Source organism: Candidatus Omnitrophota bacterium, assembly GCA_034717435.1.
In the GTDB taxonomy this organism is placed as follows: Bacteria; Omnitrophota; JAUWXU01; order JAUWXU01; family JAUWXU01; genus JAYELI01.
Map to the genome: position 1 here is coordinate 44,686 of JAYELI010000057.1, position 13,109 is coordinate 57,794.

14 protein-coding genes are annotated in these 13,109 nt (G+C 43.8%); 11 read left to right on the plus strand and 3 right to left on the minus strand.

Annotated elements, in window-relative coordinates; genetic code table 11:
• Window positions 1-33: 33 nt before the first annotated feature.
• The 11 genes from hflK (at window position 34) to U9Q08_05055 (ending at window position 11,134) form a co-directional block, all read left to right on the plus strand.
• On the plus strand, window positions 34-1,020 hold the full coding sequence (hflK, locus tag U9Q08_05005; protein MEA3329060.1) for an FtsH protease activity modulator HflK: 987 nt from the start codon (window positions 34-36) through the stop codon (window positions 1,018-1,020).
• Between the two features lie 3 nt (window positions 1,021-1,023).
• The gene (gene hflC, locus U9Q08_05010; GenBank protein MEA3329061.1) at window positions 1,024-1,974 is read left to right on the plus strand and encodes a protease modulator HflC; all 951 of its coding nucleotides are present in this window, start codon (window positions 1,024-1,026) and stop codon (window positions 1,972-1,974) included.
• Window positions 1,975-1,980: 6 nt separating this feature from the next.
• On the plus strand, window positions 1,981-2,259 hold the full coding sequence (locus U9Q08_05015) for an acylphosphatase (protein ID MEA3329062.1): 279 nt from the start codon (window positions 1,981-1,983) through the stop codon (window positions 2,257-2,259).
• A 35-nt stretch (window positions 2,260-2,294) separates the two neighbouring features.
• Window positions 2,295-2,939 (plus strand): ribulose-phosphate 3-epimerase, encoded by a 645-nt coding sequence (rpe, locus tag U9Q08_05020; GenBank protein ID MEA3329063.1) that lies wholly within the window; start codon window positions 2,295-2,297, stop codon window positions 2,937-2,939.
• A 181-nt stretch (window positions 2,940-3,120) separates the two neighbouring features.
• On the plus strand, window positions 3,121-4,521 hold the full coding sequence (locus U9Q08_05025) for a phosphoglucomutase/phosphomannomutase family protein (protein ID MEA3329064.1): 1,401 nt from the start codon (window positions 3,121-3,123) through the stop codon (window positions 4,519-4,521).
• The gene (locus U9Q08_05030) at window positions 4,518-5,072 is read left to right on the plus strand and encodes a histidine phosphatase family protein (protein ID MEA3329065.1); all 555 of its coding nucleotides are present in this window, start codon (window positions 4,518-4,520) and stop codon (window positions 5,070-5,072) included. Before U9Q08_05025 ends, U9Q08_05030 begins: the two co-directional genes overlap by 4 nt.
• 57 nt (window positions 5,073-5,129) lie before the next feature.
• Window positions 5,130-6,917, plus strand: coding sequence for a translation elongation factor 4 (gene lepA / locus U9Q08_05035; protein MEA3329066.1), 1,788 nt, complete (start codon window positions 5,130-5,132; stop codon window positions 6,915-6,917).
• Window positions 6,918-7,072: 155 nt separating this feature from the next.
• On the plus strand, window positions 7,073-7,612 hold the full coding sequence (lepB, locus tag U9Q08_05040) for a signal peptidase I (protein ID MEA3329067.1): 540 nt from the start codon (window positions 7,073-7,075) through the stop codon (window positions 7,610-7,612).
• A gap of 25 nt (window positions 7,613-7,637) precedes the next feature.
• Window positions 7,638-8,933: an LPP20 family lipoprotein gene (locus U9Q08_05045; protein MEA3329068.1), complete on the plus strand. Its 1,296-nt coding sequence runs from the start codon at window positions 7,638-7,640 to the stop codon at window positions 8,931-8,933.
• A gap of 10 nt (window positions 8,934-8,943) precedes the next feature.
• Window positions 8,944-10,086 carry a hypothetical protein gene (locus U9Q08_05050; GenBank protein ID MEA3329069.1) on the plus strand — a complete coding sequence of 381 codons (1,143 nt, stop codon included), beginning with the start codon at window positions 8,944-8,946 and terminating at the stop codon, window positions 10,084-10,086.
• Between the two features lie 76 nt (window positions 10,087-10,162).
• Window positions 10,163-11,134 (plus strand): CsgG/HfaB family protein, encoded by a 972-nt coding sequence (locus tag U9Q08_05055; GenBank protein MEA3329070.1) that lies wholly within the window; start codon window positions 10,163-10,165, stop codon window positions 11,132-11,134.
• 6 nt (window positions 11,135-11,140) lie between these two features.
• Here U9Q08_05055 and U9Q08_05060 read toward each other — a convergent pair whose 3' ends face one another.
• The 3 genes from U9Q08_05060 to U9Q08_05070 all read right to left on the minus strand — a co-directional run.
• On the minus strand, window positions 11,141-11,608 hold the full coding sequence (locus U9Q08_05060) for a DUF3307 domain-containing protein (GenBank protein MEA3329071.1): 468 nt from the start codon (window positions 11,606-11,608) through the stop codon (window positions 11,141-11,143).
• Window positions 11,609-11,758: 150 nt separating this feature from the next.
• Window positions 11,759-12,802, minus strand: coding sequence for a FecR domain-containing protein (locus tag U9Q08_05065; protein ID MEA3329072.1), 1,044 nt, complete (start codon window positions 12,800-12,802; stop codon window positions 11,759-11,761).
• 116 nt (window positions 12,803-12,918) lie between these two features.
• Window positions 12,919-13,109, minus strand: a 191-nt coding sequence (locus tag U9Q08_05070) for a hypothetical protein (GenBank protein ID MEA3329073.1), incomplete at its 5' end; no start/stop codon positions are given.

Below are 13,109 nucleotides of genomic sequence, written 5' to 3' on the forward strand. Positions count from 1 at the left end.
AAATTATGTGCTCATTTAAAGGAGGGATGAATTATGGAGTTTAACACGCCTGAAGACATACTTAATGTAGGAAGAAAGGAGTTTGGCAAATATAGAAAGTTTACCCCGGCCATAATCACGGTTTTAGTTATATTGATAGGTTTGACCGGAATGATTTATTCTATCGGGCCGGACGAAGTAGGCGTAGTGCAGAGATTCGGCAAATACATCAGCACAACCTTATCGGGATTGCACATCAAATTGCCTTTTGGAATTGATAAAGTAACCCCGGTAAAGGTGGAGCGTATATTTAAAGAGGAGTTTGGAACAAGGACCATACGCCCGGGAGTAAGAAGTAAATATTCCAGCCGCTCATATTCTGATGAATCTCTGATGCTTACCGGTGACCTTAATATTCTGGATGTGCGCTGGATTGTGCAGTTCAGGATAACTGACCCGGTTAAGTTACTTTTTAATACCAGAGACCCGCAGGATAATGTTCGGGATGTCTCTGAAATTGTGATGCGGAGACTTACGGGGGATTATAGTGTGGACGGAGTACTTACTACAAAGAGAGAAGAGATCAATGACCTTGCCCAGCTTGAGATGCAGAAGATATTAGATAGTTATCAAACAGGCATTCAGATAGTTACCGTTAAATTGTTGGATGTTAATCCACCCGATGAAGTAAAGCCGGCTTTTAACGAGGTTAACGAGGCCAAGCAGGAAAAAGAACGGGTGATTAACCAGGCCTGGGAGGCTTATAACAAAGCTGTTCCCCGGGCTAAAGGCGAGGCGGAAAGGACGATCCGCGAAGCTGAAGGGTATGCCTTAGATAAGATAAACCGGGCTAAAGGCGAGGCGGAAAGATTCAGCGCTGTCTTAACGGAATACAAAAAGTCCCCGGATATAACTCAAAAAAGGCTTTATTTGGAAACGTTAACGGATGTCTTACCTGAATCCAGGCAAAAATATATAATTGACCCGGAACAAACCTCGATATTACCTCTATTGAACATTGGCCGGGAAGGGGGGAAATAAGTGATGAAAAAAGTGTTAGGAGCATTTATTGTTTTAATTATTTTGGTGATAGTGATGTTTATGAGTGGATTGGCATACATAGTGGAGGAAACCAAACAGGTAGTGATTACCCAGTTTGGCAAACCGGTGGGAAAGCCGGTTGTTGATTCCGGGCTGCATTTTAAAAAGCCGTTTATTCAGCAAACTCGTTATTTCGAAAAAAGACTTCTTGATTGGGACGGCGACCCTAATCAAATTCCAACAAAAGATAAAAGGTATATCTGGGTTGATACCACAGCCCGCTGGAAGATTTCTGATGCCTTGAGGTTTTTGCAGTCTGTAACTAATGAGATGGGCGCGCATGCCCGGCTCGATGACATTATTAATTCGGCAACCCGCGACGCCATTACCGGCCACATCCTTGTTGAAACAGTGAGAAATTCCAATCGGATTATAGAAACTAAACAACAAGGTGAAAGCTTAATGCTTACCGAAGAAGCAATTGAACGGATCAAGATAGGCCGGAGTAAGTTAGAAAAGTTAATTTTGCAGGAAGCAAGGAAATTGGCTCCGCAATACGGGATCGAGTTAAGAGATGTGCGGATAAAACGCATCAATTACGTGGAAGCTGTAAGGGTAAAGGTTTATGACCGCATGATTGCTGAAAGAAAACGCGCTGCCGAGATGTACCGTTCTGAAGGACAGGGAAAGCGCGCAGAAATAGACGGCCAGAGAGAAAAAGAATTAAAGCTGATCACCTCCAAGGCTTATAGGACGGCTCAGGTTGTTAAGGGCAAGGCAGACGCTGAATCAATAACTATCTATGCCCGGGCTTACAGCCAGGATCCAAATTTCTATTCATTTCTAAAAACTTTAGAGACATATCGAAAGACCATTGATCGAAACACCACTTTAATTTTGAGCGCCGACAGCGAGTATTATAAATATCTAACAGAGTTCGGCCTTAAAAAATAGGAAAAAATGGTTGGAGTCAGGACGCATTTGTTGATTTCCGGGCTGGTTCAGGGGGTCTTCTTTCGCGCTAAGACCCGTTACCAGGCCCGGGCCCTGGGTCTTACTGGGTGGGTAAGGAATCGTTGGGATGGCAAGGTAGAGGCGATTTTCGAAGGAGAAAAGACAAAGGTGGACCAAATAGTTAATTGGTGCCGCCGGGGTCCTGCCGGAGCAGTAGTAAAAAATGTAGAGGTCAGCCGGGAAGATTATTCCGGGGAGTTTGATTCTTTTTCGATAAAGAGTTAATGCCCTTTAAATTTTTGTTCAGGAAATTAAAAAATATGAAAAAAAAGATTTTGATTGCTCCCAGTTTATTAGCAGCGGATTTTGCAAATCTATCCGCTGAAATGAAGTCAGTAGAAAAAGCAGGCGCTGATTTGTTTCACGTGGATATTATGGACGGCCATTTCGTTCCTAATATTACTATTGGCCCGGCTGTGGTCAGCGCTATCAGGGCCCAAACCAAACTGCCGATTAGTATTCACTTGATGATCGAACACCCTGATAAATATATAGATGTTTTTGCTAAAAGCGGCGGGACTTGTTTGACTTTTCACATTGAAACCTGCCCTGATCCCCTAAAAACTATCAATTTAATTAAATCCTTTGGCCTGAAGGCTGGAGTTGCGTTTAATCCCAAGACCGGACTCGGGTGTATTAGAAATATATTAGGAGCGCTTGATATGGTGTTGTTTATGACGGTTGAGCCGGGATTTGGCGGTCAACTATTTATGCCTTCGGTTTTATCCAAAATTTCCCAGCTTCGTCAGATCTGGAACGGAGATATAGAGGTTGACGGAGGTATAAACCAGCATACAGCAAAAGAGGTCTTAAAGGCCGGAGCCAATATATTGGCTGTCGGGACAGCTATATTTAAGGCAAAAAATAGAAAGAAAGCAATAAAAGCACTGAGAAAATCTAAGTAAGAGTCAGAGATTCAGAGTGTCAAAGTAAAAACTCTGACACTAGCGAACGAAGTCCCCGACTTGTCCTTTGACCTGTTTTCTGAAGCCTTAGCGCAGGAAGAAGCTTTGGCGAAGGAGGAAAGGGGCGAAGTGAGCGATGACACTTTGAATCTCTGACACTAATCAAGGAGGGAGTTTTTAGATGATCAAGTTCGGGACAGATGGGTGGAGAGCAATAATCAGCGAAGATTTTACCTTTGACAATGTTAAAATAGTAGCTCAGGCCCTGGCAGATTTTATTAATAAAGACCAGCATGCTAAATCTAAGCAGATAGTAGTGGGATATGACACAAGATTTCTTTCTTCGACATATGCTCAGCTTATTAGCTGTGTTCTGGCAGCCAATGGAATAAAAGTACTATTGACCGATAGGCCAACTCCTACTCCGGCCGTAAGTTTTACTATAGTTGGCAGAAAAATGGGCGGCGGGATTGTGGTTACCGCCAGCCATAACCCTGCTGAATTTAACGGTATTAAATACAAAGCTTATTACGGAGGCTCGGCCGATCCTGAAATTATTAAAAAAATAGAACAGGAACTTTATAGGGAAAGAACCAGGTTTTTACCTTTGGAAGAAGCCCTCAAGAGCCTGCTGACGATAGAAGATGTAATCCCTTCTTACCTTAAAGCAGTAGCGGACTATGTTGATCTAGAACTTTTGAAGAAAAGTAAATTTAATTTGCTGGTTGATGTTATGTATGGCGCGGGGAATAGTTATATTGGTAAACTTCTTGCCGGCGGGGCCTGCAGGGTAGAAACTATTCACAGCCGGCCAAATCCGGGCTTTGGCGGAAGAAGGCCGGAGCCCTCAGCTGAGAATCTGCAAGAGACGGCTGAGCTTATAAAAAAAGGAAATTATGATTTAGGCCTGGCCACCGACGGAGATGTGGATAGATTAGGAGTGATTACACCGCAGGGAGAAGTGATCAGCGGGCATAAGGTAATGGCGCTTTTATTAAAACACCTTGTGGAGGATAAAAAGTTGTCCGGTTCGGTAGTCCAAACCATCTGCGGAACAGTCCTGATCAATAAGATGTGCGAAAAATACGGGCTGAAAATACACGAGACGCCGGTCGGTTTTAAATATATCTGTGAAATCATGAGGAAAGAAAAGGTTGTTGTCGGAGGAGAGGAAACAGGCGGAGTAGGATTCAGAGATTTTATACCCGAAAGAGACGGTATCCTTTCCGGGCTTTTGATATTAGAACTGATGGCCTGCCGGCAGAAGGGAATAGTCGAGATTTTAGATGAAATGGAAAAAGAATACGGCAGATTTATTTATCTGCGCAAGGACGTAGCTTATCCTGACCAAGAAAAGAAAAAGAAACTCATCTCTAATTTGAAAAATAATCCCCCTGGCGATATACTGGGCAAAAAGATAAACGAGATTAAAGCAGAAGATGGAATAAAATTCATTTGCAGCGATTTAAGCTGGCTTTTAATCAGGCCTTCCGGTACAGAACAGCTTGTCCGGATTTATTCCGAGGCATCCAGCCGGGAACAGGCTGAACAGATGATAGAGGTTGGAAAGAAGTATATATGACAAAATTAATTTTGGTTAACCAAAATCAAACGGATTGGGATTGTGAACACAGGATCCAGGGTTTGATAGATATGCCTTTAAACACTAAAGGCAATAGGCAATCTAAGGTTCTTGCTGAGGAATTGAGCGATATGAAAATAGATGTTGTTTATTCCAGTGATCTCTTGCGGGCCCACCAGACAGCTCAAGCAGTAGCCCGGCCGCATAAACTGAAGGTAAAAAAACTAAAAGCGTTAAACGATATTAATTATGGGTTGTGGCAGGGGATGCTGGTTAGTGAAGCCCAAAAAAAACACAGGAAAAGTTATCGGCTCTGGCAGACGACTCCATTGTGTTCAAAACCACCTAAGGGAGAAGGGATTAAAGAAGCCTACCAGAGAGTATCCGTTCAGATTGAAAAATTGGCGGTTAAGCATAAACAACAGGTAGCATGCGTTATTTCTCATCCTGCGGTAAACGCCCTTATAAAATGTTACTTTTTTAAGCAGGATTTAAATAATTTCTGGAATGTATTACCGGAAGTTGGAACATGGGAGATACTGGAGGTATAAATTGAAAAGCACAAATATACACAAATCGTGGAAATAAGATTGTCAACGTAAAAAAGAATGTCTATCAAAATAGATAAAATAAGAAATTTCAGCATAATTGCCCATATAGATCACGGAAAGTCTACGTTGGCCGACAGGTTACTGCAGTTTACCGGAGCGATCAGCGACCGCGAATTCAGAAATCAGGTTCTTGATGATATGGATCTGGAGCGGGAAAGAGGGATTACGATTAAGGCCCGGGCAGTGAGGATAGCTTATAAAGGTTATTGGCTTAACCTTATTGATACGCCCGGACACGTAGATTTTACTTACGAAGTGGCTAAATCCCTGGCAGCATGCGAAGGGGCTTTGCTTTTGGTGGATGCGGCCCAGGGGGTAGAGGCCCAGACTGTTTCAACTTTGCATCTGGCCTTGGAGCACAATTTAAAAATTATCCCGATAATCAATAAGATCGATCTGATTAATGCTGATCCGGAGAGGGTTAAGCGTCAGCTGAAAGATGTCTTGAATATTGAAACCGATCAGGTAATTCTGGCATCGGCCAAAGAGGGCATAGGGACAGAGGAGGTGCTTGATGCTGTTGTTTCGCGTATACCTGCGCCCAAAGGCAAAAAGGACAGCTCTCTTCAGGCGCTTATATTTGATTCCAAATTTGACGTTTTTAAAGGCGTTGTTGTCTATTTACGGGTAATGAAAGGCTGTATTTGCCCTCGAATGAAGATTAAATTTATGTCTACCGGCAGTATATATGAAGTTGAAGAAGTGGGTGTTTTTACGCCTCGGCCTTGCAAGGTAGATGAATTGGCTTGTGGACAGGTGGGATATATCAGCTGTAATATAAAAGAGACGGGAGTAGTAAGCGTTGGCGATACTATTACTAATGCCCTGTTGCCCTGCAAAGAGAGACTTCCCGGTTATAAAAAACTTATTTCGTTGGTATTCAGCAGCCTTTACCCCGTAAACAGCAAGGATCATTCTTTGCTGCGCGAAGGGCTTGCCAAGTTAAAACTTAATGATGCGGGCTTGGTATATGAGCCGGAAAGTTCCGCCTCTCTCGGCCTGGGTTTCAGGTGCGGTTTTTTAGGGCTTTTGCATATGGAAATAGTCCAGGAAAGGCTGGAAAGAGAGTTCGACCTTAATTTGATAACCACTGCTCCCAGCGTTACCTACCAGATTAAAGAAAAAGACGGCCGGGTTATTACTGTAGATGACCCCTCCAAGTTTCCGCCCAACAATAAAATAACCCAGATGTTCGAGCCATACATCAGGGCATTTATGATTATCCCTAAGGATTCCCTGGGCGCGATAATGGAATTGTCTCACTCCCGGCGGGGGGTCTATAAGGGCACGGAATATTTGGATGTAGAAAGAGTGTTGTTGACATATGAACTTCCTCTATCGGAGATACTGGTCGATTTTTACGATAAGATAAAATCGATTACCCGGGGTTATGGCTCCCTGGATTATGAATTTATCGGCTATTTTCCCACGGCTCTGGTAAAATTAGATATTTTGATTAATGGAGAAATTTGTGAAAACCTGTCTTCAATAGTATATAAGAAAGAGGCCCGGGCAAGAGGACAAGTGTTGGCCGGCAGGCTGAAGCAGTTGATTCCCCGGCAGCTTTTCGAAGTAGTAATTCAAGCGGCAATCGGCAGCCAGGTGATTACCCGGGAGTCTGTCAGGCCTTTGGGTAAACACGTGACAGGTAAATGTTATGGAGGGGATATTACCAGAAAACGCAAGCTCTGGGAAAAGCAGAAGGCGGGGAAAAAACGCATGAAGCAGTTTGGAAAAGTCAAAATTCCCCAGGAAGCGTTTATGGCGATCTTGACTACCAAATAAATGGTTAAACTGCTAAATGGCTAAATGGTTAAATTGCTAAACTGAAGATTTGTATCCTGAATTTTAAAACGCATTTTTTTACAATAAGTTACGTTAAAATAATTTTTTAGTTCAACAATTTAACAGTTTAACAATTTATAAAGAGGATTGATTAAATGAAAAAGAAAACCAAGTTAATTGTCCGCGAATGGGTTGAATCTTTACTTATCGCCTTTATTTTAGCGATGCTGATTAGGACATTTATTGTCCAGGCATTTAAAATCCCTACTTCTTCGATGAAGCCGACACTGATGTGCGGAGACCGTATTTTAGTCAATAGATTTATTTACCGTTTTAAAAAACCAGAGCGATGGGATGTGGTTGTGTTTAAATATCCCCTAGATCGCAAGAAACCTTTTATCAAACGGTTGGTGGCTGAGCAGGGCGAAAAGATTACCATTGCCAATGGAAGAGTATTTATTAACGGCCAGATGATTGATAATCCGCATCTCCCGGAATATTATTATAATCGGGGGGATTATGGACGCCAGGGTTTAAAGATAGATGTTCCGGAGGATAAACTTTTTGTCCTGGGGGATAACAGCTTCAATAGCAAGGATAGCCGGTATTGGGGGTTTGTTCCTAAAAAAGATCTGGTCGGTAAGGCCTTTTTGATTTACTGGCCGTTGAACAGAATAAAAATACTTAATAAATAAAGAACGGGTTGAAGGGAGGCGGAAGATGGAAAAGGCAATCAGGAAAGGTTTGGTTTTATCGTTGGTAGTCGGGTTGGTGAGTTTAGCAGCGGTTTGCAGTGTTAAAGCCGAGTTAACAGAAGCCCAGCAAAAATTGCTGGCCAAACGGGCTGCCAGGGTAGATGCCTATAGAAATCTGGCAGAGAAAGTAAAAGGCTTACAGATTAATTCTACGACCTATGTCCGTGATTTTGTAGTTCTCAGTGACCAGATCAGCACTGACCTCAACACATTCTTGAAAGGCGCTGAGGTGGTTTCAGCAAGGTATCCGGGGGATGGAACCTGTGAAGTTGAAGTGGCAATGCAGGTTGGCAGAATAATTACGGAACTTAAGAGGCTTCATCGCGTTCACTGGGAAAGGGTTCATTTATTTCGTATTCGACCGAATGATTTTACCAGGATCACAACTTATTATACGGAAGGCGTGGTAACCGCCAGGGGTTCCGGCCTTCCCAGGTCTCAAGAATCCCTTGAAACCAGTTCTTTAGCAAGCCCCACTATGGGAATTCCGGGCTGGGAAAATGTGACTGCCAGGGGCCGGCTCATGGCCCAACGGGCTGCCAAGGTAGATGCCTATAGAAATCTGGCCGAGATTGTCAAGGGATTGCGGATTACGTCAAATACCTATGTGCGTGATTTTGTAGCTGAAAGCGACCAGATCAGCACTCAATTGGACGCTTTTATTAAAGGAATAGAGCAGATAGGTCCTTATCGATATACCCCGGAAGGGATATGCGAGGCGGATGTTGAAGTAAGCGTTAGAAAGGTAGTCAAGAAATTAAAAGAAATACGTAAGTGGTATATCCGCCGCCGTTACCCCTGGCGCCGTGTATATATCAAGACGATAAGGTTTGAAAAGATAATCGAATATTATCCTGCCAGGGTTATCAGGGCTACCGGCCAGGGAGTAGCGCCGGCCAAATACATTAAAGGGTCTTCGATTTCACCGGCTGCTCCGGGATGGGTGAACAGCAGGCTTACGGTTACCGGCGTGGGCATAGCTCCTGAGGGCAAATCAGGGCCAGAGGCAGGCTTGATGGCTGAACGGGCGGCTGAAATGGATGCCCGCAGGAATCTGGCCGAAGAGCTCTACGGAGTTCAGATTAGCGCTTCTACTACAGTGATAGATTTTGTGGTTCAGCATGACAAAGTCAAAGCAGAGGTAGAGACCTTTCTACGGGGCGCCAGAAAAGCGGATACCAGATTCCTGACTGATGGCAGTGTCGAGGTAGATATCGAGCTTCCCATGGAAGGATTGTGGGAAATAGTGAAAAAATATTGAGGAGAACATTATGCTGAAAAGTCCGAAAATATGGTCGAATATTGCTATATTGCTGTTGGGTGTTTTGCTGTCGTCTGCCGGCACTGTTCTGGCTCAAATCGAGCAAAAGGAAATGATCGGTGAAGGTATGGCAGCGGGTTCTTCTCTTATCTCGCGAGAGGAAGCCCTGAACCGGGCATTAAGGGACGCTATTGAAAAAGGAGTCGGGGTGCTTATTGATTCGGAAACAATAGTCCAAAATTTTCAACTGCTTGACGATAAAGTATATTCCCAGGTGAAAGGCTATGTAAAAAGTTACGAAATAGCCGGCGATAACCAGGGCGAAGGAGGAATATATAGAATCAAGGTAAAAGCAGTGGTTGCCCTGGGCGCATTGAGAAAAAGCATCAAAGGCCTGAACATTGTGCTCGAAAAAAAGGGCCGGCCGAGAGTTATGGCGGTATTTTCTGAGTCAATCGATGGTTTAGAGCAGCCGGGAGCAGTGGTCCAGACAGAAATGGAGAAGGCTTTTCTTGAAAACAATTTTCCCCTTATCGATAGGGCGCAGATGGAGATGGTTAAATCCAGGGATGCTGCTTTGAGTTATGCCGATCCTTCAAAGGCAGCTGCTTTAGGCAGGCGCTACGGAGCCGAAGTGGTTATAGTGGGCCAGGCTGCCAGCGATTTAATGGATACGTCCAAACCTTACGGGGTTTCTGTCTATGCCTACCAGGCGCAGGTTTCAGCCAGGGTTATTAAGGTGGATACCGCCGGCTTGATGGTTTCCGAGAGCGTTGAATCTGTTCAAAGAGGAGGAGGCAGGATTCCTACTGCCAAGAAGTCATTAAAAGACGCCGGCCGTAAACTATCTGATTTAGTGATGAAACAGATTGTTGAAAAATGGAGAAGCGAGGTCTATAATTTAACAAGCATCCAGCTGATTTGCGAAAATGCCACTTTTGATAAATTAAATTTATTAAAAGCCGGGCTTCGGAATTTAGGCGCGGTTGAAAGCGTAAGCGAAAGAAGTTTTGTAAATCAGATCGGGATCATAGATCTTCAGATGGCTGGCGATGCTAATATGCTGGCCGCTAAATTGCGTGAATTTACCGATCCATTAGTGGATATAACCGGCAAGACACAAAATAGAATTGATCTGAAATTCTTGGAGTGAAAAAACATTCTATAAAGAGTATAGATGATTACAGAGATTAAAGGACAGAAACTGAACATTATATCGGGAGGTTAAGATGTTTAGAAACAAGGTGTTGCTGGGCAGTTTGGCTGTTTTAATCTTACTCGGATTGACCAGCCAGGATGCATTTGCCGGAACCAGGAAAAGGAAGCGCAAGAAAGAGGTGGTTGTTGAACTGCCGTCCCTTCCGCCTTTGGTAGGGCCAAGGAAAATGATCGCGGTTATGGACTTTGAAAATAAGGCCGGAGCAGCGTCTAATTTTAGGATTGGTTCAGGTATGGCGGAAATGCTTACCACTGCTTTGATAAATAGCGGGCGGTTTATTGTGGTGGAGCGCCAGGCTATTCAGGATGTTCTGGCTGAACAGGATTTTGGGGCAAGCGGCCGCACCGCTCCGGAAGCAGCAGCTAAATTCGGAAGGATTTTGAATGCCCAGATTATGGTCAGGGGCGCGGTAACGGAATTTGCGCAAAGCACCAGCGGCGGAGGCCAGGGATTTAGCTATAAAGGCTTTTCTCTGGGAGTGAGCGGAGGAAAAGCGCATGTAGCGGTAAATATCAGGCTTTATGATTCTACCACCGGCCAGGTTCTTGATTCTCAAAGGTGCGAGGGCTTAGCCAGTTCTTCCGGGCTTTCGTTCGGTTATTCTGAATCGGATTGGGCGGTAGGAACTTCTACGTTTAAAGCCACGCCTCTGGGAGAAGCGACACAGCGCGCTATAGATGATGCAGTATATTTTATTGCCCGGCGAATGCAGGATGTTGTCTGGGAAGGCCGGATAGTGACGGTAAAAGGTCCGGTTATCTACCTGAATTGCGGAGCAACTTCAGGTGTGCAGGCAGGAGATAGTTTTAATGTTTACAGGCCGGGAGAGGAATTGATCGACCCGGCAACCGGTATTTCTCTCGGCTCTGAGGTCACCATGCTTGGAAGGGTTCAGATAGCAGAGGTGCAGGATAAGTTTTCAAAGGCAGCAGCGGTTAGCGGAACAGGATTCAAGCGGGGAGACATTATCCGGTTTGAGTGAAAAGAGCTATTGTGAACCGCGTAAAATCTTCATCCGCTTTATTACATAAGCAGATATTATAAGAATAATAAGGAAGAGAATCAGGAAGTTATTAGCGTAAAGACGTTCGAGAAAGCAGGGATTTGCAGAAAAAGATAAGTCTTTAAGACCGGTTAAAAATATAATACTGACAGCCCCCAAATGCAGAAGCTGGTCAGCCAGAAATGACCAGATTTTAGCCCTTCCTTTATCAACATACCTGACTTTTAGGCAATCAATAGCAAAATGGCTGGCTCCCAGAAATAAAAACAATCCCCAGATAGCCTTAATCCCTAAAAAAGGCCAGGAAAGGCCGACAGCGCAGACAACGAATATCAATGCATGAAGAAACTGGCCCCAGAGGTTTTTTATCTTGAGCTTATAGATTATGTCGGGCTGCAAAGGGAAATCTGCTAAAAAATGCGCAAGAATAAGACGCAGGAATAAAAACATCATTCCTCCTTTTCCGGGAAATAACAACTAACAAATAGCGAGAAAATTAAATTTCTAATTGCCCTAATTAACCTAATTAATGCCCAATCCCCAATGTCCAAATTTTGTTATTAGTTATTGGGTCATTGGAGGGTTATTTAGGTCAATTAGAAATTAGTCATTTGTGTTTAGTTCTATAATCTCTAAATAGTCTCCAAAGTCATCTATCTCGATTACCTCCGGACTGGCAAGATAATTAGAGCCAAAAATATCGCCGGTTAGGGGTATTAGCCGGTCGACTATTTTTTTAGATTTTATTTTCATGTCAATGGATATCGCTCCGTCAGAATAATATCCGGTGTTTATTATCCCGGCTCCTTTTACCACCCCTTTAACGGTCGTGCGGATAGAATCGTTCTTAATAGCGTAATTCTCCAGGGTTGTTTTGGAATCTATGACTGTACCGTGCATTATTTCAGCAAGTTTTCGATAGGCATCTATCCGGGCAGAGCGTTCAGTAGTTACCTTTGCCAGGGCGCCGAATTTAGAGGAATATTCTTCTTCGGTTATTGGAAGATGCTTTAAGGAAGCATTGGCCGGTATTTGTTCGCCTAATATTTTCCTGGATAATACCCCGTTTCCTTCAGCGCCTATTTCAGCAAACTTCCAGGGAGAAATGACTGAAGAGGTAAGCTTGGTGACTTTAATGTATTTATCTAACTCATTTTTGCATTCAAATACTACTTCGCCTTTTACTACTCTAAGTTCAGTTGAGGAATTATCCGGCAGGATGGTTACGGAAAAAGAGGTTCCCCTGACTCCGGAAACAGCAACCGGACTGGTTATGTTAAACTTGCTATCAGGAGATAGCTCGGTCAGGGTTGCTAATATTTTTCCCTTACGCAGGTCGATTTCTGTAATTTTAATATTATCCCTTTGTTTTTCGATATCACCCAGCTTGACAAAAGAATTTTCTTTTAAGCGGATCACACTGCCGGCTAATTTTATATCGACTGAAGAATTATCCCTGGTTTTGATTGAATCCCGGGGATTTAAAGCTGTCCCCGGCTTTAAAGGCGCCCATTCTGTTTGGCCGGAATACAGGGTTTCTACCTTACCCTGAGAGGCAATAATAATTGCCTGCTCACCGGCGTTAGCCGAAGCAGAACATAAGATAATTACCGCTAACAAGAAAATAAGTTTGGTCTTTTTAATCATATCTGTCTAACCTGTTGGAAGATTATAGCACAAAACGTCAAAGCATTCAACATCTGCCGGCAGAAAAATGCGACAGCCATTAGAACTCTACTCCAACCCCTGCCAGAACCTAGGTGTCATCCTGAGGGAGCGTAAGCGTAGGTGTCATCCTGAGGGAGCGTAAGCGACCGAAGGATCTCCCATAAAACCGTGTTTTCTGAGATTCTTCGGCCTTCGGCCTCAGAATGACCTTTTTTTAAGATAGGTGTCATCCTGAGGGAGCGTAAGCGACCGAAGGAAGTCCTGAGTATTCCCGAAGGGCGACCGA

Bases quoted from the DNA above. Each gene is read 5' to 3' on its own strand.
- U9Q08_05025 (MEA3329064.1), top strand. From the start codon at position 3,121: ATGATCAAGTTCGGGACAGATGGGTGGAGAGCAATAATCAGCGAAGAT.
- hflK (MEA3329060.1), top strand. From the start codon at position 34: ATGGAGTTTAACACGCCTGAAGACATACTTAATGTAGGAAGAAAGGAG.
- lepA (MEA3329066.1), top strand. From the start codon at position 5,130: ATGTCTATCAAAATAGATAAAATAAGAAATTTCAGCATAATTGCCCAT.
- U9Q08_05015 (MEA3329062.1), top strand. From the start codon at position 1,981: ATGGTTGGAGTCAGGACGCATTTGTTGATTTCCGGGCTGGTTCAGGGG.
- rpe (MEA3329063.1), top strand. From the start codon at position 2,295: ATGAAAAAAAAGATTTTGATTGCTCCCAGTTTATTAGCAGCGGATTTT.
- hflC (MEA3329061.1), top strand. From the start codon at position 1,024: ATGAAAAAAGTGTTAGGAGCATTTATTGTTTTAATTATTTTGGTGATA.
- U9Q08_05060 (MEA3329071.1), bottom strand. From the start codon at position 11,608: ATGATGTTTTTATTCCTGCGTCTTATTCTTGCGCATTTTTTAGCAGAT.
- U9Q08_05045 (MEA3329068.1), top strand. From the start codon at position 7,638: ATGGAAAAGGCAATCAGGAAAGGTTTGGTTTTATCGTTGGTAGTCGGG.
- lepB (MEA3329067.1), top strand. From the start codon at position 7,073: ATGAAAAAGAAAACCAAGTTAATTGTCCGCGAATGGGTTGAATCTTTA.
- U9Q08_05065 (MEA3329072.1), bottom strand. From the start codon at position 12,802: ATGATTAAAAAGACCAAACTTATTTTCTTGTTAGCGGTAATTATCTTA.
- U9Q08_05050 (MEA3329069.1), top strand. From the start codon at position 8,944: ATGCTGAAAAGTCCGAAAATATGGTCGAATATTGCTATATTGCTGTTG.
- U9Q08_05055 (MEA3329070.1), top strand. From the start codon at position 10,163: ATGTTTAGAAACAAGGTGTTGCTGGGCAGTTTGGCTGTTTTAATCTTA.
- U9Q08_05030 (MEA3329065.1), top strand. From the start codon at position 4,518: ATGACAAAATTAATTTTGGTTAACCAAAATCAAACGGATTGGGATTGT.